17 protein-coding genes, 4 tRNA genes and 2 pseudogenes are annotated in these 24616 nt (G+C 59.5%); 8 read left to right on the top strand and 15 right to left on the bottom strand.

The window, feature by feature from the left end:
- Positions 1-73: 73 nt before the first annotated feature.
- Positions 74-934, bottom strand: coding sequence for a LysR substrate-binding domain-containing protein (locus JTY93_RS16115; RefSeq protein WP_205478606.1), 861 nt, complete (start codon positions 932-934; stop codon positions 74-76).
- Between the two features lie 112 nt (positions 935-1046).
- On the opposite strand from JTY93_RS16115, the gene JTY93_RS16120 reads away from it, so the two are divergent.
- The 3 genes from JTY93_RS16120 to JTY93_RS16130 all read left to right on the top strand — a co-directional run bounded on the left by JTY93_RS16120 (position 1047) and on the right by JTY93_RS16130 (position 3792).
- Positions 1047-2156 (top strand): 2-aminoethylphosphonate--pyruvate transaminase, encoded by a 1110-nt coding sequence (locus JTY93_RS16120; protein WP_205478608.1) that lies wholly within the window; start codon positions 1047-1049, stop codon positions 2154-2156.
- Between the two features lie 148 nt (positions 2157-2304).
- Positions 2305-3132: a phosphonoacetaldehyde hydrolase gene (gene phnX / locus JTY93_RS16125; RefSeq protein ID WP_205478610.1), complete on the top strand. Its 828-nt coding sequence runs from the start codon at positions 2305-2307 to the stop codon at positions 3130-3132.
- Between the two features lie 114 nt (positions 3133-3246).
- Positions 3247-3792, top strand: coding sequence for a cytochrome b (locus tag JTY93_RS16130; protein ID WP_205478612.1), 546 nt, complete (start codon positions 3247-3249; stop codon positions 3790-3792).
- On the opposite strand, the gene JTY93_RS16135 is transcribed toward JTY93_RS16130, so the two are convergent.
- On the bottom strand, positions 3789-4679 hold the full coding sequence (locus JTY93_RS16135) for a 1-aminocyclopropane-1-carboxylate deaminase/D-cysteine desulfhydrase (protein WP_205478620.1): 891 nt from the start codon (positions 4677-4679) through the stop codon (positions 3789-3791). The two genes, JTY93_RS16130 and JTY93_RS16135, sit on opposite strands and share 4 nt — an antisense overlap.
- Before the next feature lie 56 nt (positions 4680-4735).
- Entirely contained in the window at positions 4736-6775 is a 2040-nt protein-coding gene (locus JTY93_RS16140; protein WP_205478621.1) for an NADPH-dependent 2,4-dienoyl-CoA reductase, read from the bottom strand.
- Positions 6776-6986: 211 nt separating this feature from the next.
- Here JTY93_RS16140 and JTY93_RS16145 point away from each other — a divergent pair, with 211 nt between their 5' ends.
- On the top strand, positions 6987-8117 hold the full coding sequence (locus JTY93_RS16145) for a carbon-nitrogen hydrolase family protein (protein ID WP_169999195.1): 1131 nt from the start codon (positions 6987-6989) through the stop codon (positions 8115-8117).
- A gap of 4 nt (positions 8118-8121) precedes the next feature.
- Positions 8122-9162 (top strand): AraC family transcriptional regulator, encoded by a 1041-nt coding sequence (locus tag JTY93_RS16150; RefSeq protein ID WP_205478622.1) that lies wholly within the window; start codon positions 8122-8124, stop codon positions 9160-9162.
- A gap of 257 nt (positions 9163-9419) precedes the next feature.
- Here JTY93_RS16150 and JTY93_RS16155 read toward each other — a convergent pair whose 3' ends face one another.
- A complete protein-coding gene (locus JTY93_RS16155) occupies positions 9420-10217 on the bottom strand; it encodes a DUF2242 domain-containing protein (RefSeq protein ID WP_205478623.1) in 798 nt (265 codons plus the stop codon).
- 44 nt (positions 10218-10261) lie between these two features.
- A complete protein-coding gene (locus JTY93_RS16160) occupies positions 10262-11206 on the bottom strand; it encodes a LysR family transcriptional regulator (RefSeq protein ID WP_169999198.1) in 945 nt (314 codons plus the stop codon).
- Positions 11207-11332: 126 nt separating this feature from the next.
- On the opposite strand from JTY93_RS16160, the gene JTY93_RS16165 reads away from it, so the two are divergent.
- On the top strand, positions 11333-12544 hold the full coding sequence (locus tag JTY93_RS16165; protein WP_205478624.1) for an MFS transporter: 1212 nt from the start codon (positions 11333-11335) through the stop codon (positions 12542-12544).
- A 149-nt stretch (positions 12545-12693) separates the two neighbouring features.
- Here JTY93_RS16165 and JTY93_RS16170 read toward each other — a convergent pair.
- From JTY93_RS16170 to JTY93_RS16215, 10 genes and pseudogenes are all read right to left on the bottom strand, one after another.
- Positions 12694-14566 (bottom strand): annotated as a pseudogene (locus tag JTY93_RS16170) (SurA N-terminal domain-containing protein).
- A gap of 231 nt (positions 14567-14797) precedes the next feature.
- Positions 14798-15070, bottom strand: a complete 273-nt coding sequence (locus JTY93_RS16175; RefSeq protein WP_003174819.1) for an HU family DNA-binding protein — start codon at positions 15068-15070, stop codon at positions 14798-14800.
- A 149-nt stretch (positions 15071-15219) separates the two neighbouring features.
- Positions 15220-17616 carry an endopeptidase La gene (gene lon, locus JTY93_RS16180; RefSeq protein WP_205478631.1) on the bottom strand — a complete coding sequence of 799 codons (2397 nt, stop codon included), beginning with the start codon at positions 17614-17616 and terminating at the stop codon, positions 15220-15222.
- A gap of 160 nt (positions 17617-17776) precedes the next feature.
- On the bottom strand, positions 17777-19060 hold the full coding sequence (clpX, locus tag JTY93_RS16185) for an ATP-dependent Clp protease ATP-binding subunit ClpX (RefSeq protein ID WP_029298419.1): 1284 nt from the start codon (positions 19058-19060) through the stop codon (positions 17777-17779).
- A gap of 112 nt (positions 19061-19172) precedes the next feature.
- Positions 19173-19808 carry an ATP-dependent Clp endopeptidase proteolytic subunit ClpP gene (gene clpP, locus JTY93_RS16190; RefSeq protein ID WP_205478639.1) on the bottom strand — a complete coding sequence of 212 codons (636 nt, stop codon included), beginning with the start codon at positions 19806-19808 and terminating at the stop codon, positions 19173-19175.
- 92 nt (positions 19809-19900) lie between these two features.
- Positions 19901-21211 carry a trigger factor gene (gene tig / locus JTY93_RS16195; protein ID WP_029298423.1) on the bottom strand — a complete coding sequence of 437 codons (1311 nt, stop codon included), beginning with the start codon at positions 21209-21211 and terminating at the stop codon, positions 19901-19903.
- Positions 21212-21615: 404 nt separating this feature from the next.
- A tRNA-His gene (locus JTY93_RS16200) sits at positions 21616-21691 on the bottom strand.
- A 77-nt stretch (positions 21692-21768) separates the two neighbouring features.
- Positions 21769-21853: transfer RNA gene (locus JTY93_RS16205), tRNA-Leu, on the bottom strand.
- Positions 21854-21911: 58 nt separating this feature from the next.
- A tRNA-His gene (locus JTY93_RS16210) sits at positions 21912-21987 on the bottom strand.
- 32 nt (positions 21988-22019) lie between these two features.
- A tRNA-Arg gene (locus JTY93_RS16215) sits at positions 22020-22096 on the bottom strand.
- A gap of 280 nt (positions 22097-22376) precedes the next feature.
- Here JTY93_RS16215 and folD point away from each other — a divergent pair.
- Positions 22377-23232 (top strand): annotated as a pseudogene (gene folD / locus JTY93_RS16220) (bifunctional methylenetetrahydrofolate dehydrogenase/methenyltetrahydrofolate cyclohydrolase FolD).
- A 67-nt stretch (positions 23233-23299) separates the two neighbouring features.
- Positions 23300-24563 (top strand): IS3 family transposase gene (locus JTY93_RS16225; RefSeq protein WP_205519037.1). Its coding sequence is split into 2 segments (ribosomal slippage): positions 23300-23413 and positions 23415-24563, totalling 1263 coding nucleotides; the frame shifts between segments, so codons are not numbered across the junction.
- Positions 24564-24616: the final 53 nt, after the last annotated feature.

The following is a 24616-nucleotide window of genomic DNA, read 5'->3' on the forward strand; positions in this document are numbered from 1 at the left end:
TTTGTACCGGGGCAAGCCCCCTCGCCACAAAAAGCCCTCTTGCCACAACACGCGTACCTGTCCCATCGTCAGGTCAATGGGAAGCCAGCTCGAAAAACGCCTGAATCAAACGCAACTCCCGGCGCCGCTCCATGCACCCGAGCATATGGTGATTCAGCAGTCCATCGCCCCGGATGGGAATCGCATGCACCCGCGGGTCCCGGCTGACTTCCACCGAAGACACCACACCCACTCCCAGCTCGGCGGCCACCGCTTCTGTCACCGCTTCGCGACTGTCCAGTTCCAGCAAGACCCTGGGCTGCACACTGGCCTTGGCACAGGCGTCGTCGAAGGTACGGCGGGTGATGGAACTGGGCTCGCGCAGCACCATGATCACCTGGTCCAACTGCTCCAGGCGGATACCCGCAGGCTCTGCCAGCCACGGGTGGCCAGCCGGTACCAAGGCGCAGATACGCGACTCGCTCAAGGGTTGCAGATGCATGCCCTTGCGCGGTTCCACTTCAGTCAATACCGCCACATCCGCATGCTCGGACAACAGCGCAGCCAGGGTTTCCTGGGCATTGCCCAAGCGCAGGTTGACGGTAATCCCCGGGTACCGCGCACGCAGCTTTGCCAGCATGGGCATGACCATATGCGGCCCATCCGCCGCCACTTCCAGGCGCCCGGTGAGCAATTGGCGGTTGGCCTCCAGCAGGGCCTGCGCTTCATCCACCTGGCCGAAGATACTGCGGGTGATGGCCGCCAGCTTGATGCCCTCCTCCGTCAACTCGACGCGCCGCGCGGTACGCCGCAGCAAGGTGATCTGGTAGTGCTCTTCCAGCGCCTTGATATGCCCGGTCACCGCCGGCTGGCTGATAAACAGGCGCGCGGCGGCACGGGTAAAACTGCCGTCCCGGGCCACGGCGTCAAATGCGCGGAGTTGAAAAAGATTCATAGCTATCGGCCTCACTGATGGCTGGCATAACAACAAACAATTTGATTGATGACAAGCCAAACTGCAATTTATGTCCCGTAGCTTCATCCCACTGCTTTGCGAGGACATGAGAATGAGTACTGCCGCGCCGATCCTGCTCACACCGGGGCCCTTGACCACCTCGGCCCGCACCCGCCAGGCCATGATGGTTGACTGGGGTTCGTGGGATGACCGCTTCAACCAACTGACCGCCAGCCTCTGCGAGCAACTGCTGGCGATCATCAACGGTGGCGACAGCCATCACTGCGTGCCCCTGCAAGGTAGCGGCACATTCGCCGTCGAAGCCGCCATCGGCACCCTGGTGCCTCGAGATGGCAAAGTGCTGGTGCTGATCAACGGCGCCTACGGCAAGCGCCTGGCGAAGATCTGCGAAGTGCTGGGCCGACCGTTCAGTACCTTCGAAACCGCCGAAGACCAGCCCACCACCGCCGCCGATGTCGATCGGCTGTTACAGGCTGACAGCAGCATCACCCATGTCGCGCTGATCCACTGCGAAACCAGCACCGGCATCCTCAACCCGCTGCCGGAGATCGCCCAGGTCATCCAGCGCCATGGCAAGCGTTTGATTATCGACGCCATGAGCTCCTTTGGCGCACTGCCCATCGACGCCGCCCAGGTGCCGTTCGACGCACTGATCGCCGCGTCCGGCAAATGCCTGGAAGGCGTGCCGGGCATGGGTTTTGTGTTCGCGAAAAAAGAGGCACTGGCCGCTGCCCAGGGCAATAGCCATTCCCTGGCCATGGATTTGTTTGACCAGCACGCCTACATGGCCAAGACCGGGCAATGGCGCTTTACCCCGCCGACCCACGTAGTGGCCGCCCTGCATGAAGCGCTGCTGCAATACAACGAAGAAGGCGGTCTGCCGGCGCGCCATCAGCGCTATGCCGCCAACTGCCAGACACTACTGGACGGTATGGCCGACCTGGGCCTGCGCAGTTTCCTGCCCGCCGCGATCCAGGCGCCGATCATCGTCACCTTCCACGCGCCGAGCGATCCGCGCTACCAGTTCAAGGACTTCTACGAGCGGGTCAAGGCCAAGGGTTTCATTCTGTATCCGGGCAAATTGACCCAGGTCGAAACCTTCCGCGTCGGCTGCATCGGCCATGTCAACCAAGCCGAAATGCAAGCGGCAGTGGCGGCGATTGCCCAGGCGCTGCAAGAGATGGAAGTGCTCGATATCTAACCCACCCCATTCCAATTGTAGGAGCGAGCTTGCTCGCGAAGATCGTTAACGATAACGCGGGCGGCCTGGTTGGTAGCGGCGCCCCGAGGTTTTTCGCGAGCACGCTCGCTCCTACAACGTACGCCCCATTACCTATAGGATTTTCACCATGAAGTATCAGAACCCCAACACCCTGCAGGCCGCCATCCTTGACTGGGCCGGCACCGTGGTCGACTTCGGCTCTTTCGCCCCCACACAGATTTTTGTCGAGGCGTTTGCCGAGTTCGACGTACAGGTTTCCATCGAAGAAGCCCGTGGCCCGATGGGCATGGGCAAGTGGGACCACATCCGCACCCTGTGTGATCAGCCGCAAGTAGCCGAGCGCTATCGCAAAGCCTTCGGCCGCACGCCGACCGACGATGACGTGACCGCCATCTACGAACGCTTCATGCCGTTGCAGATCGAGAAAATCGCCGAACACTCAGCACTGATTCCCGGCGCCCTGGAGACCATCGCCGCACTGCGTGCGCAGGGGATCAAGATCGGTTCCTGCTCCGGCTACCCCAAGCAAGTGATGGACAAAGTGGTCGAACTGGCGGCCACCAACGGCTACATCGCCGACCACGTCGTAGCCACCGACGAAGTGCCCAACGGTCGCCCATGGCCCGCCCAGGCTCTGGCCAACGTGATCGCCCTGGGCATCGATGACGTGGCGGCCTGCGTGAAGATCGACGATACCGTGCCGGGCATCCTCGAAGGCCGCCGCGCCGGGATGTGGACGGTGGCGCTGACCTGCTCGGGTAACGCCCTGGGCCTGACCTACGAGCAGTTCCGCGCCCTGGACGCGGCGACACTGGCCAGCGAGCGCAAGCGCATCGAAACGCTGTTCGCCGGCTCGCGCCCGCACTACCTGATCGACACCATCACCGACCTGCCCGGCGTGATCGCCGACATCAATCAGCGCCTGGGCCGTGGTGAAATGCCACAAAGCGCCTGATCGACGTCAATACATCGCCCCTCACTCGGGCAAACCTTGCATAACAGGTTTAGGCTAAAGGGACTCCGTCGCCAAAGAACGGAGGTTTGCCCCTGATGAGTGAGGAAAGACGCGATGCCGTGGAAAAACAGCGAGTCCCGTTACAGCACCATGTCCATTGCCCTGCACTGGCTGATGCTAGTGCTGCTGGTGCTGGTCTACACCACCATTGAGTTTCGCGGGATTTTCCCCAAGGGTAGCGGCGGCCGCACCCTGATCAAGGAAATGCACTTCATGTTCGGCCTGACCGTGTTTGTACTGGTCTGGCTGCGCCTGTTCGCGCGAAGCCTGGGCGCGGCACCGAAAATCCTGCCGGCCCCGCCGCAATGGCAAACCTTACTGGCGACGCTGATGCACGTGGCGCTGTATGTGTTCATGATCGGCATGCCGATCTTCGGCTGGCTGATCGTCAGTGCCGAAGGGCATTCGGTGTGGTTCTACGGGCTGGAGTTGCCACCGTTGATCGGCGAGAACAAAGAGCTGGCCAAGCAGATCGAAGGCTGGCACGTGCTGGGCGGCACCATTGGATACTGGCTGATCGGTTTGCATGCGGCGGCGGGTCTGTACCACCACTATTTCATGCGTGATAACACCGTATTGCGCATGTTGCCCAAGCGTTAATCCACTAAACCCCGGCGCCCTTGCAGGCCGCCGGTGTGCACAAAGATCAGGCGAGTGCCGGGGGCAAAAACCCCGGCCTCGATCTGTTGTTTGAGCGCCAACAGCGCCTTGCCGGTATAGAGCGGTTCCAGGGGCAAGCCACTGGTTTGCCCGGTGGTGTCGATAAAAGCCAGCAATTGCGGGTCGACCTTGGCAAAACCACCACGGCTGGCATCCAGCAGCTCATACCCGCCCTGCACGATGGCCCGCACGTTCTGCGCGACACCGTGATCATCTGGCACCGCCATTGCCCCATACACCGGATGGGCACCCGCCTCCGCCAGGACCAGACCCGCCAGGGTGGTACCAGTGCCTGCTGCCAGCCACCAGGCGTCGTAATCGGCCCAACCCAGGGTGTGCAACTGCATGCGCACCTGCTCGACCAGCACCCCACAGCCCAACGCCCCCGTCATCCCACCGCCGCCTTCGGGCACGGGATGCAGGTGCGGATATCGCTCGCGCCAAGGCAACCAGAAGTCCGGCTCATGGCGTGCGCGGTAACCGCCATAGCCCAGCCAATACAGTTGCATGCCAAAGGCTTTGAGGTCCAGAACCGTGGGGGTGTCTTGGGGATGCCCGCGCAACAGGCCGACGCTCGGGAAATCAAAACGTTTACCGGCCGCCGCCAGAGCATGCAGGTGATTGGAGTAGGCCCCGCCGAGGCTGATGATCCCTGTAGCGCCGGCCTGTCGCGCCTGGGCCAAGTGCCCGGTGAGCTTGAACCACTTGTTGCCGCTGATCAGTGGATCAATCAGGTCCAGGCGCAGCACAGCCACCTCGACCCCGTTCAGCCAATCCAGCTGCAAGGGTTCAAGGGACGCGTGGGGAAGCCAATCGAAAGGACCCATCAGGGCATGTCTGCATAAAAAAGGGGCGGTAGTTTAACACCGCCCCTTCCCAGGTCTTACAGCTCGGCAGCGAGGCGCGAGCCCTGGTTGATGGCGCGCTTGGCGTCCAGCTCGGCAGCCACGTCGGCACCGCCAATCAGGTGCACGTTCTGGCCAGCGGCGACCAGGCCGTCCTGCAGTTCGCGCAGCGGGTCCTGGCCGGCGCAGATGACGATGTTGTCCACCGCCAGCACTTGGGGCTCGCCCTCGGCACCGACACGGATATGCAGACCTTCATCGTCGATCTTCAGGTACTCGACACTATTGAGCATCTGCACCTGCTTGTTCTTCAGGCCGGTACGGTGGATCCAGCCAGTGGTCTTGCCCAGGCCGTCGCCGACCTTGGAAGTCTTGCGCTGCAGCAGGAACACTTCTCGGGCCGGCGCGTGGCGCTCGGGCTTGATCCCGGCCACACCGCCACGGGCTTGCAGTTGGGTGTCGATGCCCCATTCTTTCCAGAACGCCTCGCGATCCAGGCTGGTGGACACGCCTTGGTGTACCAGGAACTCCGACACGTCGAAACCGATGCCGCCGGCGCCAATCACCGCTACACGCTTGCCCACCGGCTTGCGTTCGAGGATCACGTCCAGGTAACTCAACACCTTGGGGTTCTCGACGCCCGGGATCGCCGGGGTACGGGGCGCGATACCGGTGGCCAGGATTACCTCGTCATAACCGCCCGCCACCAGTTGCTCGACGTCCACGCGGGTGTTGAGGCACAGCTCGACGTGGGTGGTCTGCAACTTGCGCTTGAAATAACGCAGGGTTTCGAAGAACTCTTCCTTGCCCGGCACGCGCTTGGCGATATTGAACTGGCCGCCGATCTCGCTGGCGGAATCGAACAAGGTCACCTGATGCCCACGCTCGGCGGCCACGGTGGCAGCCGCCAGGCCCGCAGGGCCGGCGCCGACCACCGCGACTTTCTTGATCTGCTTGACCGGCAGGTAATTGAGCTCGGTCTCGTAGCAGGCGCGGGGGTTGACCAGGCAGGTGGTCAACTTACCGCCGAAGGTATGGTCCAGGCAGGCCTGGTTGCAGCCGATGCAGGTGTTGATTTCGTCGGCACGGCCAGCGGCGGCCTTGTTGACGAACTCCGGGTCGGCGAGGAACGGCCGGGCCATGGACACCATATCGGCATCGCCTTCAGCGAGGATCTGCTCGGCGACTTCCGGGGTGTTGATACGGTTGGTGGTGATCAACGGAATCTGCACCGCGCCGCGCAGCTTGGCCGTGACCTTACTGAACGCGCCCCGCGGCACTTTGGTGGCGATGGTCGGGATACGCGCTTCGTGCCAGCCGATGCCGGTATTGATAATCGTCGCGCCCGCCTGCTCGATGGCCTTGGCCAACTGGACAATTTCTTCCCAGGTGCTGCCGCCTTCGACCAGGTCGAGCATCGACAGGCGGAAGATAATGATGAAGTTCGGCCCCACGGCTTCGCGCACCCGGCGCACGATTTCCACCGGCAGGCGCATGCGGTTTTCGTAGGCGCCGCCCCAGCGGTCAGTGCGATGGTTGGTGTGGGCGGCGAGGAACTGGTTAATGAAATAACCTTCCGAGCCCATGATTTCGACGCCATCGTACTCGGCGACCTGGGCCAGTAGCGAACAGGTCACAAAGTCACTGATCTGCTTCTCGATGCCTTCCTCGTCCAGCTCCTTGGGCTTGAATGGGTTGATCGGCGCCTGGATCGCGCTTGGCGCAACCTGCTTGGGGCTGTAGGCATAACGCCCGGCGTGAAGGATCTGCATGCAGATCTTGCCGCCCGCCTCATGCACCGCCTGGGTCACGATCTTGTGCTTGAGCGCTTCGGCTTCGGTGGTCAGCTTGGCGGCCCCGGAATACACCCCGCCTTCATCGTTCGGGCCAATGCCGCCGGTAACCATCAGGCCTACGCCGCCACGGGCACGCTCGGCGAAATACGCGGCCATGCGCTCGAAGCCACCGGGTTTCTCTTCAAGGCCGGTGTGCATCGACCCCATCAGGGTGCGATTGCGCAAGGTGGTAAAACCCAGGTCCAACGGGGCCAGCAGGTGCGGGTAGGCAGCAGCGGTCATGGTACAGCTCCACAACGGATCATCACGGGACGTGGCAGGCTCGAATGGCCGGCCATCGGTTTATGTCCCACAGACTAAGAGCCATACCCCCACCGCTCAATGACTGTAACTGACAAGTTATTGATCCAAATGCGCAACGCCCCTTGGCAAGCGTGGCGACGCGCCCTACCCTAGAGGCGAACCCTGCATACGGCCTGTTGTCTGTTCCCCCATGCGTAAATTATTTGCTTTGACCCTCACCATGGCCTTGGTCGCCGCCGTTTCCGCCTATCTGGTCTGGACCCAGGAGCGCCCTGTGGGGCATTACCTGTCGGACCTGCGGATCAACCTGGCCGTGAACGAGGGCGTCCCCGCCGATCACGGCAATCTGCTGGGTATCCAGCCGGAGCTGTTCCCCGCCGACTACCAGAGCCTGGAGCGCTTACACCTGAAGCTCTCGGCCTACCTGCGCAATGCGCGAGACATGGGGCTGATCAATGACAAAACCATTGTGGTGCTGCCGGAACATGTCGGCACCTGGTTGATGGTCAGTGGCGAAAAGAACGAGCTGTACCAGGCCACCAGTCTCAAGGAGGCGATGAACTGGTTTTCGGCCAGCAATCCGTTGCTGTTTATGCGCGCACTGATCAGCGCCCAGGGCGACAACCGTATCGACGATGCGTACCTGCGCATGAAGGCGCCCGCCATGGCCCGCGATTACCAAGTGCTGTTTGGCGGCCTGGCCAAGGAGTTCGGGGTGACGCTGGTGGCCGGTTCCATCGCCCTGCCCAACCCCAGCATCAGCCAGGGCCAATTGCAGGTCGGCCATGGCGCGCTGTACAACACCAGCCTGGTGTTCGACCGCGACGGCCTGCCCCTGGGCCAACCTCAGCGCCAGCTCTACCCGATCTTCGATGAGCGCGGCTTTATCGCCCCTGGAGACGAAAACGCCATCAGCGTAATCGACACCCCGGCCGGCCGCCTGGGCATCCTCATTGGCAGCGACAGCTGGTATCCGGACAACTACCGCAAGCTCAACGAACAAGGCGCGCAACTGGTGGCGGTACCGGCCCTGGTGATTGGCCGGGATACCTGGGACAAGCCATGGCGCGGTTTCAAAAGCGTATCCACGCCGCCGGAAGTCAGCCTCAAGCCCGAAGAACTCAGCGAAGGCGAAGCCTGGCATCGCCTGAGCCTGATCAGCCAGGCCCCCATCAGCCTGGCCGGTGCGGGCATGAGCGTATTTATGCGCGGGCAGTTCTGGGACCAGGGCACCAGCGGCCAGAGTTTTCTCAGTACCCAAGGGCAAGTCTTCGCCGACGGCAACGCGCGTGGTGCGCGCTTGCTGAACGTGTGGCTGTAAACCCATGAAACCGGCACCGATGCGCCTCGGTGACTTATCAGTGGGCATCGTGCACACCCTCGCCGACGCGGTCCTCAGCCATGGCCTGGACCCGCAGCCACTGCTGTTGCAGTACGGCCTGGACCCGGCACGCTTGAGTGAACCCGGTGCGCGCCTGTCAATCCCGCGCTATATGCGCCTGGGCTACGCAGCCATCCAGTTGACCGGCGATCCCGGCCTGGGTCTGCGCATGGGCCAACTGAGCCGCATGAATCAACTCGGCCTGGCCGGTGTCACCGCCGCCCAGGCGCCCAACGTACGCGAAGCCGCACGCACGATGACGCGTTTCGAGGCCCTGTACGGTGCCAACTACCGTGGCCAGTCCAGCTTTCATGAAGACGCCGGGGGCGCCTGGCTACGGTTCTATTCCATCAGCCCCTATAACGCCTATAACCGCTTTGTCGTGGACTCGATTCTCGCCGGTTGGCTGCAGCAGATGGCAACCTTGTGCCAGCAGCCGGTAGTGGCCGAACGGATCGAGATCGAATTCGCCGCACCGGACTACAGTGCAAGCTACAGCGTGCTGGGCGATTGCCCGATCCAGTTCGGCGCCGAGCTCAATCAACTGCGCTTGAGCCAACACAGCCTGGCCCTGCGCAACCCGCAGCACTGCCCAAGTACCTGGCACTTGCTATTGCAACTGTGTGAAAGGGAATTGGAACAACTGACCCGCACCCGCAGCCTGCGCGAGCGCATCACCCGCTTACTGGGGCCGATGCTCAATGGCGGCCGGGAACCCGACCTGGAAGAAGTGGCGGCGCGCCTGAAACTGCCGACGTGGACCTTGCGCCGCAAACTGGCCGAGGAAGGCACACAGTTTCGCGCGATTCTCAACGACACCCGCCGCGACCTGGCCATGACCTACATTCGCGATACGGAACTGGCGTTTGGGGAAATCGCCTATCTACTGGGTTTTGCCTCAGCGGAAGCCTTTCAACGGGCCTTCAAGCGCTGGAACAGCCAGACCCCAGGGGAATTTCGCCGCAGTCAGCGGCATTCCGCCTGACGCCTGCCTAGAGTTCGGTGGCGTCATCGGCCGGGTCCAGAGGGTCCAGTTCAAAGGCCTGGTACTCCAGCAACTCTTCTTGATAATCGTCCATCGTCGACTCCTTGTTTAATCAAAGCAGGTGGCTTAAATGACCTGCAATACCAGCCTAAAGTGCCGTCATGACCAAAAAAAGACAGGGTCATGACGTTCCTGCACTTCAAGATTAAACGTAGCAGCCAGCAATGGATTTAACGCCCCGAACTCAAGGGGCCGGGTTATTGGCCGGTGGCCGGCAACGCTGGGATCACCTCTGTTGGCGCGGGCAACGCAGGCGTCGTCGGCGCGGGCACTTCCTGCGGCGCGGGCTGTGGGGTAATCGGCACCGCCTCCACTGGTGGTGCAAGCGGTTCCGAGACCGCCGGTGCAACAGGCGTGGTCGGCACATCTTGCGGCGCTTCTACCTTGTCCACCGCAGGCGCGGGCTTGGGTTCCGGCACACCGAGGTCAGCCTTGGGCGCTTCTGGAATGTGCTCGGCGGCCTTCACTTCCTGGGGCAGGAACACATCCACCAAGGCAAAGTAGCGCTCATAGAACTTCGGCGAGCTGACCGTCTCGCTGGCCACCTTGACCATCGAGTCGTCGGTGGAGCCAATCGGCATCGATACCGAACCGAGCACACCCACCCCAAGGCTGGCGGAGTTGTTGACCTTCTTCAACGCGTAGCGATCCTGCAGGGCATTGGCAAACATGGTCGCATGATGCTCGCCGCTGCCGTCTTCGGCACATACCACGTTGAAACTGATCTGCAGATGGGTCTCACCGGTCTGCTGGAAACTTTTGTTACCGCTCACCAGCTTCGGGTCGCTGCTGGTGATGATGTAGCCCTGGCTGAGCAACGCCCGGCGTGCCGCTTCGCAGGCCGCGATATCGCTGACCGGGTAATTGCGCGAAAACGTACCGGAGTCGTCGAAGTTCTCATGTTCGTAGATAGCGGTCTTGGGCGACGAGCAGCCCGTGGCGCCTGCCAGCACCAGCGCAAGCGCAAGGCCACGCAAGTGAAATGAAGTCGACATTGATCATCCTGAGTAAAACGGTCAGGGCGGTATTGTGCAACAGATCACGGGGTGCGCGCGCGAATTCCTGTCGGTAAAACGCCAGCGACCGGCTCGACGCGTGATGCGGGAAAAAGCCTGACGCTCATATGGTCGACAAACACCCGCAGCTTGGCCGAGGCATGCCGGCTCGACGGCCAGAGCATCCAGAAACTGCCGCGGTGCTCCAGGTAGTCGTCCAGCACCCGCTGCAAACGGCCCTGCTCGACGGATTCGCGGACCATGAAGTCCGGCAGGCAGGCGATCCCCAGCCCCTCATGCACCACATGGCTCAGGGACTCGATGGTGGTACTGACCAGCGGAGCGCGCAACACCGGCTCGGGTTCACCCGGCAGATGGCGCAGTGGCCAGGCTTCCAGCTTGCCGGTGGCGCAGAACTTGTGGCGCAGGCAGGCGTGGTGGTTCAGATCCGCAGGACAAGCCGGTGTGCCGTGCAGGGCGAAGTACTGTGGCGATCCCACCAGCACCAACCGATAGTGCCCCAGAAGCCGAGCCGTGAGCCGGGAATCCTCAGGCTTGCCGGTGCGCACTACGGCGTCGAAGCCTTCCTCGATTACATCCACCATGCGGTCGGAGAAGTCCACATCCAGTTCAATCTCTGGATAGGCGCGCATGAATTCGGTCAGCACCGGCATCAACAGGCCCCGCACTTGCGGCAAGCTGACGCGCAATTTGCCACGGGGCGTGGCCGCCGCCTCAGTCAATTCCTGCTCCGCCGCTTCAACCTCGGCCAGGATGCGCCGCGAACGCTCGAGAAACAGCGCGCCCTCGGCCGTCAGCGTGATACTGCGGGTGCTGCGGTGAAACAGCCGAACACCCAGGCGCTGCTCCATGCGCGCAATGCTTTTGCCCACGGCCGAGGAAGACACCCCCAGCACGCGACCGGCCTGAGTAAAGCTGCGGGTTTCCGCGACCTGCACAAACACCGAAATACTGCCCAGGCTGTCCATTGTCCCTTCCTGCTGATTACGGACATGAACGTCCGCTAAGTTCGGAACCTTAGCCCATTTTTCCAAAGGGTTCAGCCCCCTACTCTGCCCCGATGTCCTGATACCTTGAATACGGAGCCGAGCCACATGAATGACTGCAGTACACCGCAATGCCTGCCCAGCCAGCGTGAACGACTGCCCATGGCAGGCTTGCTCGCGCTGGCTACCGCCGGTTTCATCACCATCCTCACTGAAGCAATGCCAGCAGGCCTGCTGCCACAGATAAGCGCCGGCCTGGGCGTTTCCGAGGCGCTGGTCGGCCAACTCGTCACGGTGTATGCCCTTGGCTCGTTGCTGGCGGCCATTCCCCTGACGATCGCCACCCGTGGCTGGCGCCGCCGCCCCTTGCTGCTGATAGCGATCGGCGGCTTTGCGCTGGTCAACAGTGTCACGGCGCTATCGGACCTGTATTGGCTGACCCTCATCGCGCGGCTGCTGGCTGGAGTGTTCGCCGGCTTGCTCTGGGCACTGCTGGCCGGATATGCCAGCCGCATGGTGGCACCGCACCTGCAAGGCCGGGCGATTGCCGTGGCAATGCTAGGCGCGCCGCTGGCGTTGTCCCTTGGCGTGCCTGCCGGAACGTTTCTTGGCACGGTGGTAGGCTGGCGCTTGAGCTTTGCCATCATGACTGGGCTAACCGTGCTGCTACTGGTGTGGGTGCGCTGGCAGGTACCGGACTTCGCCGGACAAAGGGCGCAACAACGCCTGGGCTTACGTCAGGTCTTACACTTGCGCGGGGTGCGTCCGACGTTGTGGGTGACCTTTACCTACGTGCTAGCCCATAACATTCTGTACACGTATATCGCGCCGTTTCTGATGCCCGCCGGACTTACCGCCGACATTGACCAGGTGTTGCTGGTATTTGGCCTGGCCGCGCTGATGGGCATCTGGGTCGTCGGCCTGTTGATTGACCGCCTGCTACCGGCCTTGCTGGTGATCAGTTGCGCGATGTTTGCCGCTGCGGCCTTGGCCTTGGGACTGTGGAGCGCCTCTACCGAAGTCATCTACCTGTCAGTGGCCGTCTGGGGCCTGGCATTTGGCGGCTTGCCGGCCTTGCTGCAAACCGCCCTGGCCAAATCGGCGGGGGACTCGGCGGATGCCGCCCAGTCAATGCTGGTAACGGTATGGAACCTGGGGATTGCCGGCGGCGGGCTACTGGGCGGCGTACTGCTTCAGGGATGGGGCGTGATGTCGTTTCCCTGGGCGGTCGCTGGTTTGGCCATGTTGGCATTGATCGCAACCTTACAGACCCGAAGCGCCCAATCAGGTAGGAGCGAGCTTGCTCGCGAAAGACGTTAACGATAAAGAGGGCTTGCTGGGTATACGCGGCGCTCTCGGGCTCTTCGCGAGCAAGCTCGCTCCTACATAAGCTTGGCGGGGCTGAGGAGCAGGCAAAAAAAGACCCCGACTTTCAGGCCGGGGTCTTTTTTTGAAGCAGTATCACACCATCAGAAGCGTTTGATATCAGCCTTGGCTTCCAGCTCCTTGCGGAACGCAGCGAAGTCCTGCTGGCCAACCCGCGAAGCGAGGAAGCGACGATATTGCTCCTTCTCTTCATCGGTAGGCGCAGCCCCTTCGTTGACGCTGTTCAAGCGCACGATCATCAAGCTGCCATCACGCAGGGTCACGTCGGCAAAGGTCGGTTTGTCTTTCGCCACTGGCTTGGGCATACGGAACAATGCCTGCAATACAGCCGGGTCGACGCCTTCCTGTGCGCGGGTAGCGGCTTCGGTGACTTTCCAGGCCTGGCCAGCAACCGCCTGGTCCAACGCGAGCTTGCCGTCACGCAGGTTGGCAATCAGCTCATCAGCATGAGTCTTCGCCGCAGCGCTTGCACGCTCCTTGGTCAGTTGGCCACGGATGGCAGTCGCCACGCTTTCCAGCGGCAGTTGCTCCGGCTTGCGGTGCTCCTTGGCGCGCAGGACGACGATGGTTTCCGGATCCAGCTCGATGGCGGTGCTGTTGGCACCCTCATCCAGCACTTCAGGGCTGAAAGCTGCCTGGATCACAGCACGATTGGCCGCGATGCCTTCGCCACCTTCACGGCCAAACGGCGCGGAGGTGTGTACGGTCAGCTTCAGGTCCGAAGCTGGCTGGGCCAGGTCGGAAGCTTCGAAAGCCGCATCTTCCAGTTGCTTGGTCGCCTCGACGAAGCGCTGCTCCACTTGCTGGGTCTTCAGCTCGCGGGTCAGTTTGTCTTTGAGGCTGGCGAACGAAGGCACTTCTGGCGCTTCAACCCCCAGCAACTTGATCAGGTGCCAGCCGAAGCTGGAACGTACCGGTGCCGAGACCTGGTCCTTGTTCAAGGCATACAGGGCGCTTTCAAACTCAGGATCGTAGACACCAGGGCCGGCGAAACCCAGATCGCCGCCACTGTTGGCCGAACCTGGATCCTGGGAGAACTCCTTGGCCAGGGCCTCGAAACTCTCGCCCTTGGCCAGACGCGCCTGGACTTCTTCGATCTTGGCCTTGGCTTGCGCCTCGGTGACCTTGTCGTTGACTTCGATCAGAATGTGCGCGGCACGACGCTGTTCAGCGAGGTTGGCGGTTTCTTTCTCGTACAGGGCCTGCAGTTCATCGTCCTTGACCGTTACCTGATCAAAGAACGAAGCCTTCTTCAGCTCCAGGTAGTCGATGACGACCTGGTCCGGGGTCATGAACTCCTTGGCGTGCTGGTCGTAGTAAGCCTTGACCTCGTCGTCAGTAAGTTTCACGGCTGCCGGGTCGGCCTTGATGCTGACGGTGGCGAAATCACGGGTCTGTTTTTCCAGACGCGCGAAGTTCAGCACTTCCTGATCGGTGACAAAACCGCTGCCGGCAATGCCTGCGCGCAGTTGGCCAATCAGCATTTCCTGGGTCAGCATCTGACGGAACTGCATACGGCTGTAGCCCAGTTGACGGATCACCTGGTCGAAGCGCTCAGCGCTGAACTTGCCGTCTTCCTGGAACTCCGGAGTCTGCAGGATCACTTGGTCCAGTGCAGCTTCCGAGAAGGAGAACTTCGAATCAGCCGCGCCTTGCAGCAACAGCTTGCGGTCGATCAAGCCCTTGAGGGCCGCTTCGCGCAGCATTTTTTCATCCAGCAAGGACGAGTCGAAGTCCTTGCCCAGTTGTTGCATCAGCTGCCGACGTTGCATGTCGACGGCCTGGCTCAACTCGTTTTGACTGATTTCTTCACCATTGACCTTGGCCGCGTCCTGGCTGTTGGTCGTGGCCTGGAAAAATGGCCTCGATACCGGTGAAAGCCATCAATACAACGATGAGCCCGATAATGGTCTTGGCAATCCAGCCTTGTGAATTGTCCCTGATATTCTGCAGCATGCGTCCCCCAGAAACGGTTGAACTTCAAAATTAGGCAACCGTGGAGCGTGGGTAGAATCCGGATAGAAGAAAGGCGCATCCGAGGATGCGCCTTCTCGTAACGGGCGGAACGGACGGGTATTGAACCCGCCCCCCGGCGTAGCGACCCGATGGATATTCGGGTCAGTTGCCGCTCCGCTGCCAGGCCAGACACCTGCGTCCAGCCCGGATAGGCAAAGGCTTGAGCGAAGCTTAGTTGACGGCTTCTTTCAGGGCTTTACCGGCTTTGAAACCGGGTTTCTTGGCAGCAGCGATTTGCAGTGCTTTGCCAGTCTGTGGGTTACGACCAGTGCGAGCTGGGCGATCGGTCACAGAGAAAGTACCGAAACCTACCAGTACCACGGAGTCGCCGGCCTTGAGAGCGCCAGTGACGGATTCGATTACTGCGTCCAGCGCACGGCCAGCAGCAGCTTTCGGGATATCAGCAGATGCGGCGATAGCATCAATCAGTTCCGACTTGTTCACTCTTAAGTCCCCTTATATCTATTGAGTATGATTCTAAGTTTTTTGGTGAAAGCAAAAACCAGTGCTGAATGGCCTACAGGCACTTATAAGAGCCGCTTTATAACAAGGGCTCTAAAAAGCTGTCAAGGAAGCCACCAGGCTTAAACGTATTAATGCGTGCTAATTCTTTCCTTAGAGTCAGTCTCGCGTTTTTCGTCCTTCGCGACTATCTCGGGAGCCACATCCGGCAAGGGCTCCGGCGCGTATTGCAGCGCAATTTGCAGGACCTCGTCAATCCATTTAACCGGTTTAATCTGCAGATCCTGCTTAATATTGTCAGGAATTTCCTTCAAGTCGCGAACATTCTCTTCCGGAATGATCACCGTCTTGATACCACCACGGTGTGCAGCCAGCAGTTTTTCCTTCAGGCCGCCAATGGCCAATACTTGGCCACGCAGGGTAATTTCGCCGGTCATGGCCACATCGGCACGCACCGGAATGCCGGTCAGGGCCGATACCAGGGCCGTGCACATGCCTACGCCAGCGCTAGGGCCGTCTTTGGGGGTAGCCCCTTCTGGCATGTGGATGTGGGTGTCGTGCTTCTCATGGAAGTCCAGGGGGATTCCCAGGCTGCGGGCGCGGCTGCGCACCACGGTCTGCGCGGCGGTGATGGATTCGACCATCACGTCACCCAAAGAACCGGTCTTGATCAGTTGCCCCTTGCCCGGGATCACCGCAGCTTCGATAGTCAGCAACTCGCCGCCGACCTGAGTCCACGCCAGGCCAGTCACCTGCCCTACCTGGTCCTGCTGCTCGGCCAGGCCGTAGCGGAATTTACGCACGCCCAGGAAGTGCTCAAGGGCATCGGCCGTGACTTTCACGGAGAAGCGTTTTTCCAGGGCATGTTCCTTGACCGCTTTGCGGCAGATCTTCGCCAACTGGCGCTCAAGGCCCCGTACACCAGCCTCACGGGTGTAGTAACGAATGATGTCGCGGATCGACTCGACGTCAAATTCGATCTCGCCCTTTTTCAGGCCGTTGGCCGAAATCTGCTTGGGCGCGAGGTACTTGACGGCGATATTGATCTTCTCGTCTTCGGTGTAACCCGGCAGACGAATCACCTCCATCCGGTCCAGCAGGGCTGGAGGGATATTCATCGAGTTGGAGGTGCACAGGAACATTACGTCGGACAGGTCGTAGTCGACTTCCAGGTAATGGTCGTTGAAATTGTGATTCTGTTCGGGGTCGAGCACTTCCAGCAAAGCCGACGCCGGATCGCCGCGCATATCGCTGCCCATTTTGTCGATTTCATCGAGCAGGAACAGCGGGTTGCGCACCCCAACCTTTGTCATTTTTTGAATCAATCTTCCCGGCATCGAACCGATGTAAGTCCGGCGATGACCGCGGATTTCCGCTTCATCACGCACACCACCAAGGGCCATGCGCACAAATTTACGGTTTGTGGCATTGGCGATCGACTCAGCCAGCGAGGTTTTACCCACGCCAGGAGGACCTACCAGGCACAACACCGGGCCCCGAATCTTCTTCACGCGCTTCTGCACGGCGAGGTATTCGAGGATGCGTTCCTTGACCTCCTCCAGGCCGTAGTGATCGGCGTCGAGGATATCTTCGGCACGCGCCAGGTCCAGGCGCACCTTGGTCTGGGCTTTCCACGGCACCTGCACCAGCCAGTCGATGTAGGAACGAACCACAGTGGCTTCGGCCGACATTGGCGACATTTGCTTGAGCTTGTTCAGCTCGGCGGTGGCTTTGGTCAACGCGTCTTTTGGCAGGCCGGCGGCATCGATGCGCTTTTTCAGCTCTTCGATTTCGTTGTGGCCTTCTTCGCTGTCGCCGAGTTCTTTCTGAATGGCCTTCATCTGCTCATTCAGGTAGTACTCGCGCTGGCTGCGCTCCATCTGTTTCTTGACGCGACCGCGAATGCGCTTCTCGACCTGCAGCAGGTCGATCTCGGCATCCAGCAGCGCCAGGACGTGCTCGACCCGGGTCGACAGGTCGATGATTTCGAGGATGTCCTGCTTCTGCTCGATCTTCAGCGCCATGTGCGCGGCCATGGTGTCGACCAGGCGGCTAGGCTCATCAATGCTATTGAGGGAGGACAGGACCTCAGCCGGGACTTTCTTGCCCAGTTGCACGTATTGCTCGAACTGGGACAGCAGGCTACGCACAAAGACTTCGGATTCGCGCTCAGGCGCATCGACTTCGTCGATCAACGCCACTTCTGCACGCAGGTGGCCATCCACCTCCATGAAGCGCTCGACCGCACCGCGCTGCTCACCTTCGACAAGCACCTTGACGGTGCCATCCGGCAGCTTGAGCAATTGCAGAACGGTGGCAATGGTGCCGACGCGATACAGGGCGTCTTCGCCTGGATCGTCGTCAGCCGGATTTCTCTGGGCCAACAGCAGGATCTGCTTGTCGCCCGTCATCGCGGCCTCGAGGGCTTCGATAGACTTCTCGCGCCCCACGAACAGCGGGATAACCATGTGCGGATACACAACCACATCACGCAATGGCAGGAGAGGCAATTCAATGGTTGTCTTCATGATTTCGCCTCTATGACAGATGAAAGTAAGCTTGAAACCAAGATGGGGGCTGCGTGTAAAAAAAACAAGCTCAATGCTGGCAGTTACACACAGTAAAAATTCTTATGAAAAACAAAGGGGCCCCTAGAGGCCCCTTGTTTGTACCAAAACTGCGAAACGCTTACGCGTCTGGCGCAGCCTTGGCAGCCGGCTCACTGTTTTCGTAGATATACAGTGGCTTGGACTTACCTTCTATAACGCTTTCGTCGATCACCACTTTACTCACCTCGGACTGCGAGGGGATTTCGTACATGGTGTCGAGCAACACGCCTTCAAGGATCGAACGCAGACCGCGTGCGCCAGTCTTGCGCTCCAGTGCCCGCTTGGCCACCGATTTAAGCGCGTCGGCACGGAACTCGAGGTCTACACCTTCCATTTCGAAGAGCTTGGCGTATTGCTTGGTCAGGGCGTTCTTCGGCTCGGTGAGGATCTGAATCAGAGCAGCCTCATCCAGCTCGTCCAACGTGGCCAGGACCGGCAGACGACCAACGAATTCCGGGATCAGACCGAACTTGACCAGATCGTCAGGCTCGACTTCACGCAGGGACTCGCCCACCTTCTTGCCTTCTTCCTTACTGCGCACTTCTGCACTGAAACCGATGCCGCCACGGGTGGAACGGTTTTGAATAACCTTTTCCAGGCCGGAGAACGCACCGCCACAGATAAACAGGATGTTACGCGTATCAACCTGCAGGAATTCCTGCTGCGGATGCTTGCGACCACCTTGGGGCGGTACGGAGGCGACCGTGCCTTCAATCAGCTTCAGCAGGGCTTGCTGCACGCCCTCACCGGAAACGTCCCGGGTGATCGACGGGTTGTCGGACTTGCGCGAAATCTTGTCGATTTCATCGATATAGACAATACCCATCTGGGCCTTCTCTACGTCGTAGTCGCACTTCTGCAGCAGTTTCTGAATGATGTTCTCGACGTCTTCACCCACGTAGCCAGCCTCGGTGAGGGTGGTGGCGTCGGCGATGGTGAACGGAACGTTCAGCAGGCGAGCGAGGGTTTCTGCAAGCAGGGTTTTACCCGAGCCTGTAGGACCGATCAGCAAGATGTTGCTCTTGCCGAGTTCGACCTCGTCACCTTTCTTGTCACGCTGGTTCAAGCGCTTGTAGTGGTTGTACACCGCTACGGCCAGAACCTTCTTTGCACGCTCTTGACCAATCACGTACTGGTCAAGGATGCCGCTGATTTCTTTAGGCGAAGGCAATTTATGCGCGCTGCTTTCGGCCTGTGCTTCCTGCACCTCCTCACGGATGATGTCATTGCACAAGTCGACGCACTCGTCGCAGATAAAGACCGAGGGGCCGGCAATCAATTTGCGCACTTCATGCTGGCTTTTGCCACAGAAGGAGCAATAGAGCAGCTTGCCGTTGTCCTCGCCGTTGCGGGTGTCAGTCATTCGTTCGATCCAAATCCGATAGGCTTGCAACACAAGATGAAGGCTTATGCGGGCTTTTTCAAGCCCGCCAGTGGTCGGACATGCCGACCAGCCCTATTTTGAGCGGCTTATATTAAGCGGGGCGCTTGTCGATCACGGCGTCGATCAGCCCGTATTTACGCGCGGCCTCGGCACTCATGAAGTTGTCGCGGTTAGTATCACGCTCGATTTCTTCCAGGGTGTGCCCGCTGTGCTTGGCCATCAGCGTGTTGAGACGCTCACGGATAAACAGGATTTCCTTGGCGTGGATTTCGATGTCCGACGCCTGGCCCTGGAAACCGCCCAATGGCTGGTGAATCATCACACGCGAGTTAGGCAGGCAGAAACGCTTGCCTTCGGCACCCGCTGTCAGCAGGAATGCACCCATGCTGCAGGCCTGGCCAATGCAAGTGGTGGATACGTTCGGCTTGATGAACTGCATGGTGTCGTAGATCGACATGCCCGCTGTCACCGAACCGCCTGGGGAGTTGATGTAGAGATGGATGTCCTTGTCCGGGTTTTCCGCTTCAAGGAACAGCAGTTGCGCACAGATCAGGTTGGCCATGTAGTCCTCTACCGGACCAACCAGAAAGATCACTCGCTCCTTGAGCAGGCGCGAGTAGATGTCATAGGCGCGTTCGCCACGAGCAGATTGCTCGACAACCATCGGGACCAGGCCGCCTGCGGCCTGGATATCAGAGTTCTGCTGAATATACGAATTACGGAACATGCTCTGCAGTTACTCCCAAATAGTCATGTCTTGAATACGCATAAGCCAGCGCGAGGCTGGCTTATGGGTGTATTTTCAAACGAGTTGGACAATCAGTCGGCTTGTGCTGCTTCAGCCGGCTTGACTGCTTCTTCGTAAGAGACCGCTTTGTCGGTCACCTTAGCCTTCTGCAGAACAGTATCCACAACTTGTTCTTCCAGCACAACCGAACGGACTTCGTTCAGTTGCTGGTCATTCTTGTAGTACCAAGCCACAACCTGCTCAGGCTCCTGGTAGGCCGAAGCCATTTCCTGGATCATTTCGCGAACGCGGTCTTCGTCAGGCTTGAGGTCGAATTGCTTGACCACTTCAGCCACGATCAGGCCCAGCACGACGCGACGCTTGGCTTGCTCTTCGAACAGCTCGGCCGGCAGTTGGTCAGGCTTGATGTTGCCACCAAACTGCTGAACAGCTTGTACACGCAGGCGATCCACTTCGTTGGACAGCAGAGCCTTAGGCACTTCGATAGGGTTGGCAGCCAGCAGACCGTCCATGACCTGGTTCTTGACCTTGGACTTGATGGCCTGGCGCAGCTCACGCTCCATATTCTTGCGAACTTCGGCGCGGAAACCTTCGATACCGGTTTCCTTGATACCGAACTGGGCGAAGAACTCTTCGTTCAGCTCTGGCAGCTTAGGCTCGGAAACGCTGTTGACCGTCACGGTGAACTCGGCGGCTTTGCCAGCCAGGTCCAGGTTCTGGTAGTCAGCAGGGAAAGTCAGGTTCAGAACGCGCTCTTCGCCAGCTTTAGCGCCAACCAGGCCGTCTTCGAAGCCCGGGATCATGCGGTTGGAACCCAGAACCAGCTGGGTACCCTTGGCCGAGCCGCCAGCGAAGACTTCGCCGTCAACCTTGCCCACGAAATCGATGTTCAGCTGGTCTTCGTTCTGGGCAGCGCGATCGGCCACTTCAAAACGAGTGTTCTGCTTGCGCAGGATTTCCAGCATGTTGTCCAGGTCGGCATCAGCCACTTCGGCGCTCAGGCGCTCGATTTCGATACCTTCGAAACCAGCGACGGTGAACTCTGGGAACACTTCGAATACGGCAACGTATTCCAGGTCCTTGCCAGCTTCCAGGGACTTAGGCTCGATGGAAGGCGAACCAGCCGGGTTCAGCTTTTGCTCGACAACAGCTTCATAGAAGGAAGCCTGGATCACGTCGCCTACGGCATCTTGACGCGCGTCAGCACCAAAACGGCGCTTGATTTCGCTCATCGGCACTTTGCCTGGACGGAAACCAGCGATCTTGGCCTTCTGGGCAGTCTGCTGCAGACGCTTGTTGACCGCAGTCTCGATGCGCTCTGCCGGCACGGTGATGCTCATGCGGCGCTCGATAGCAGTAGTATTTTCAACAGAAACTTGCATGGATATTCCTCGTTGCACAGACGTTAGCCGGCCGTTTCCGACCCAAGAATCAAGGGCATGCATTCTAGTGGGTCAAACTCAAGAAGTCACCCTACTGAAAACGGGTTAAAAAACAGCAGGCATTTTACAGGTACGAATGCACGAATGCTCCTCGCCCCAGTGACAAATACAGCCAATCACGCCAGGGCTCTGTGCCAACCCTTCTATATATAGAAGAAGTCACCAACCATCTCCCTGGCTGCCGGCCTTGCACACAAGGCCGACGGGTAGCACGGCATCATCGAGAAACAAAAAATACGACGAAACGCCCCACCCCTGCGACCCAAAACCTGCAGTCGCCGAATACGCAAACCGCTAAAACAAAAAAAGGCGCCAGACTGTTAAATCTGGCGCCTTTCGGAATATGGGGTGGACGAAGGGGATCGAACCCTCGACAACGGGAGTCACAATCCCGTGCTCTACCAACTGAGCTACGCCCACCATATTGCGTGACAAAGAAGCCAATCGCCTTCTTTGTTAAGCACCAACCTAGCCCATGGCAAGGGTGACGCTGTATTTGGTGCGGATGAAGAGACTCGAACTCTTACGCCTCGCGGCGCTGGAACCTAAATCCAGTGTGTCTACCAATTCCACCACATCCGCGGCTTGAAGCTTTTAAAACAAAGGCGCCAGACGATTAAATCTGGCGCCTTTTCAAATATGGGGTGGACGAAGGGGATCGAACCCTCGACAACGGGAGTCACAATCCCGTGCTCTACCAACTGAGCTACGCCCACCATCTTGCGCTACTTGTGCCAAAGCTGCCTAATGGCGCACCCGGCAGGACTCGAACCTGCGACCATCCGCTTAGAAGGCGGATGCTCTATCCAGCTGAGCTACGGGCGCCTGATTAATCTGTACTCTTGGAGGACTACAAACTAAATGCTTCCAGCCTCACACAACAAAACAACTATTGCGCTCGACCTTCTTAACCAGTGCTAGGCTGTGCCCGACAAGTGCGACGAATAGTATAGACGCCCCCCAGGGGCCGTCAAATCTTTTTTAAAAAAAATTCATTTTATTTAAGGGGTTAGGGGAATTTGCAGACCAAGCGCCTTTGCCCTCACGTCCTGGCGTGCGAGAATGCGCGCACTTTTCCTCCCCTCTCGATGGTTAATCACGCGTAATGACTGCACAACTTATCGACGGCAAATCAATCGCCGCCAGCCTGCGCCAGCAGATCGCCAAACGTGTCGCCGAGCGTCGCCAGCAGGGGCCTGCGCACGCCGGGGCTCGCGGTGATCCTGGTCGGCAGCGATCCTGCCTCCCAGGTTTATGTCTCGCACAAGCGTAAAGACTGTGAAGAGGTCGGCTTTATTTCCAAGGCCTACGACTTGCCTTCCGACACCACCCAACAGGCCCTCACCGACCTGATCGACGGCCTCAACGACGATCCGAACATCGACGGCATCTTGCTGCAATTGCCGCTGCCGGAGCATCTGGATGCCTCCCTGTTGCTGGAGCGCATCCGCCCCGACAAGGACGTCGATGGTTTCCACCCTTATAACGTTGGCCGCCTGGCCCAGCGCATCCCCCTGCTGCGCCCCTGCACGCCAAAGGGCATCATGACCCTGCTGGAAAGCACCGGCGTCGATCTGTATGGCCTGGATGCGGTGGTAGTCGGTGCATCCAACATTGTCGGTCGCCCAATGGCCATGGAGTTGCTGCTGGCCGGCTGCACCGTGACGGTCACCCACCGCTTCACCAAGGACCTGGCAGGCCACGTCGGTCGTGCCGACCTGGTCGTGGTCGCCGCCGGTAAGCCGGGCCTGGTCAAGGGTGAGTGGATCAAGGAAGGCGCCATCGTGATCGACGTTGGCATCAACCGTCAGGAAGACGGCAAGCTGGTAGGCGACGTGGTGTACGAAACCGCCCTGCCCCGTGCCGGCTGGATTACCCCGGTGCCGGGTGGCGTAGGCCCGATGACCCGTGCCTGCCTGCTGGAAAACACCTTGTACGCAGCCGAAACCCTGCACAGCTAATAATCCGTTGCACCGAACAAGCCCTGCCTTATAGCGGGGCTTTTTACTGCACACTGTCCCGTCCTGAATAAGGTTTACACCTTCTGACCTATCTTCAGGAGGAACCAATGGATTCGGGCAAAGGCGGAGCCAGCGTGACTACACGCTAGCCTTTAAATTATCGGTCGTAGACCAGGTCGAAAAAGGGCGAGTTGAGTTATAAAGAGGCTCAACGGCGCTACGGCATTCAGGGCCGGTCCACGGTACTGGTCTGGCTACGCAAGCATGGCCGGCAGGACTGGAGCCAAGGCGCCTCAATTCGAGAGCCGAGGAGCAGGTCCATGACCGAGCAAACCCTCCCGCTGACACCCGAGCAGCGGATCAAAGAGCTCGAAGAACAGCTGGCGCTAAGCAATCAGAAGGCGCAATTCTTCGAAGCCGTCGTGAATGTTCTGAAGAATGACTACGGTGTTTGCGTCGTAAAAAAAGCGACCCGGCAAGTCCTCTCGCAAGGGCAAATCCAAGACCTGAGCATCACCAGGGCTTGCCTGTTCATGGGCATTTCGCGCCAAGCGTATTACCAACGTAATCGAGCTTTTGACGCAAGGACTCGTCAAGATCAAGAGGTCATGGACTTTGTTCTTGAAAAGCGCCGCCGCCAGCCCAGGATAGGCACGCGCAAGCTGCATTACCTGATGAGCGTCGAAGTTGGCGCGCCAGTGCGGGTCGGTAGAGACCGCCTGTTTAGCATCTTGCGCAACGCTCGAGAACTGGTGGTGCGCAAACGGGCTTACCACAAAACGACGGACAGCCATCACCGTTTTCGCCGCCATCCGAATTTGCTCAAAGAGGGTCCAGGACAAATCGTTGCCAGCAGGCCCGAGCATGTCTGGGTCGCAGATATAACCTACCTGCCGACACAGGAAAGCGTCGCCTACGTGAGCCTCGTGACAGACGCTTACTCGCGCAAGATCGTAGGCCATCATGTGCATGAGAGCTTGCATACCGAGTCGGTGATCAAAGCGATGGAAAAAGCAATTAGCAAACGTCGAAGCAAGCTGCCACTGATCCATCACTCAGACCGTGGCGCCCAATACTGCTCCGAGCTTTACCAGCGCTTGCACGCTAGCCATAACGTTAGATGCTCAATGACCGACGGATATGACTGCTACCAGAATGCTCTGGCAGAAAGGATAAACGGGATCTTGAAGACCGAGCTTTTGCTGTGCCGCCCTAAAAACCTGGCGGAAGCAGTGAAAATGGTGGATGAATCGGTGCTGATCTACAACGGGGAACGGCCACACCTGTCCCTGAAATACAAAACGCCCGATGCGGTGCATCGGGCGTTTTGAGACTGAAACAGGTGTAAACCTATTTCAGGACTAGACACACATAAAAATCGCTT

The sequence above is a fragment of the Pseudomonas hygromyciniae genome (assembly GCF_016925675.1).
GTDB lineage: Bacteria > Pseudomonadota > Gammaproteobacteria > Pseudomonadales > Pseudomonadaceae > Aquipseudomonas > Aquipseudomonas hygromyciniae.

Excerpts from the sequence above, each read along its gene's own strand:
- JTY93_RS16115 (WP_205478606.1), bottom strand. The coding sequence starts at position 934 with ATGAATCTTTTTCAACTCCGCGCATTTGACGCCGTGGCCCGGGACGGC.
- JTY93_RS16120 (WP_205478608.1), top strand. The coding sequence starts at position 1,047 with ATGAGTACTGCCGCGCCGATCCTGCTCACACCGGGGCCCTTGACCACC.
- phnX (WP_205478610.1), top strand. The coding sequence starts at position 2,305 with ATGAAGTATCAGAACCCCAACACCCTGCAGGCCGCCATCCTTGACTGG.
- JTY93_RS16130 (WP_205478612.1), top strand. The coding sequence starts at position 3,247 with ATGCCGTGGAAAAACAGCGAGTCCCGTTACAGCACCATGTCCATTGCC.
- JTY93_RS16135 (WP_205478620.1), bottom strand. The coding sequence starts at position 4,679 with ATGGGTCCTTTCGATTGGCTTCCCCACGCGTCCCTTGAACCCTTGCAG.
- JTY93_RS16140 (WP_205478621.1), bottom strand. The coding sequence starts at position 6,775 with ATGACCGCTGCTGCCTACCCGCACCTGCTGGCCCCGTTGGACCTGGGT.
- JTY93_RS16145 (WP_169999195.1), top strand. The coding sequence starts at position 6,987 with ATGCGTAAATTATTTGCTTTGACCCTCACCATGGCCTTGGTCGCCGCC.
- JTY93_RS16150 (WP_205478622.1), top strand. The coding sequence starts at position 8,122 with ATGAAACCGGCACCGATGCGCCTCGGTGACTTATCAGTGGGCATCGTG.
- JTY93_RS16155 (WP_205478623.1), bottom strand. The coding sequence starts at position 10,217 with ATGTCGACTTCATTTCACTTGCGTGGCCTTGCGCTTGCGCTGGTGCTG.
- JTY93_RS16160 (WP_169999198.1), bottom strand. The coding sequence starts at position 11,206 with ATGGACAGCCTGGGCAGTATTTCGGTGTTTGTGCAGGTCGCGGAAACC.
- JTY93_RS16165 (WP_205478624.1), top strand. The coding sequence starts at position 11,333 with ATGAATGACTGCAGTACACCGCAATGCCTGCCCAGCCAGCGTGAACGA.
- lon (WP_205478631.1), bottom strand. The coding sequence starts at position 17,616 with ATGAAGACAACCATTGAATTGCCTCTCCTGCCATTGCGTGATGTGGTT.
- clpX (WP_029298419.1), bottom strand. The coding sequence starts at position 19,060 with ATGACTGACACCCGCAACGGCGAGGACAACGGCAAGCTGCTCTATTGC.
- clpP (WP_205478639.1), bottom strand. The coding sequence starts at position 19,808 with ATGTTCCGTAATTCGTATATTCAGCAGAACTCTGATATCCAGGCCGCA.
- tig (WP_029298423.1), bottom strand. The coding sequence starts at position 21,211 with ATGCAAGTTTCTGTTGAAAATACTACTGCTATCGAGCGCCGCATGAGC.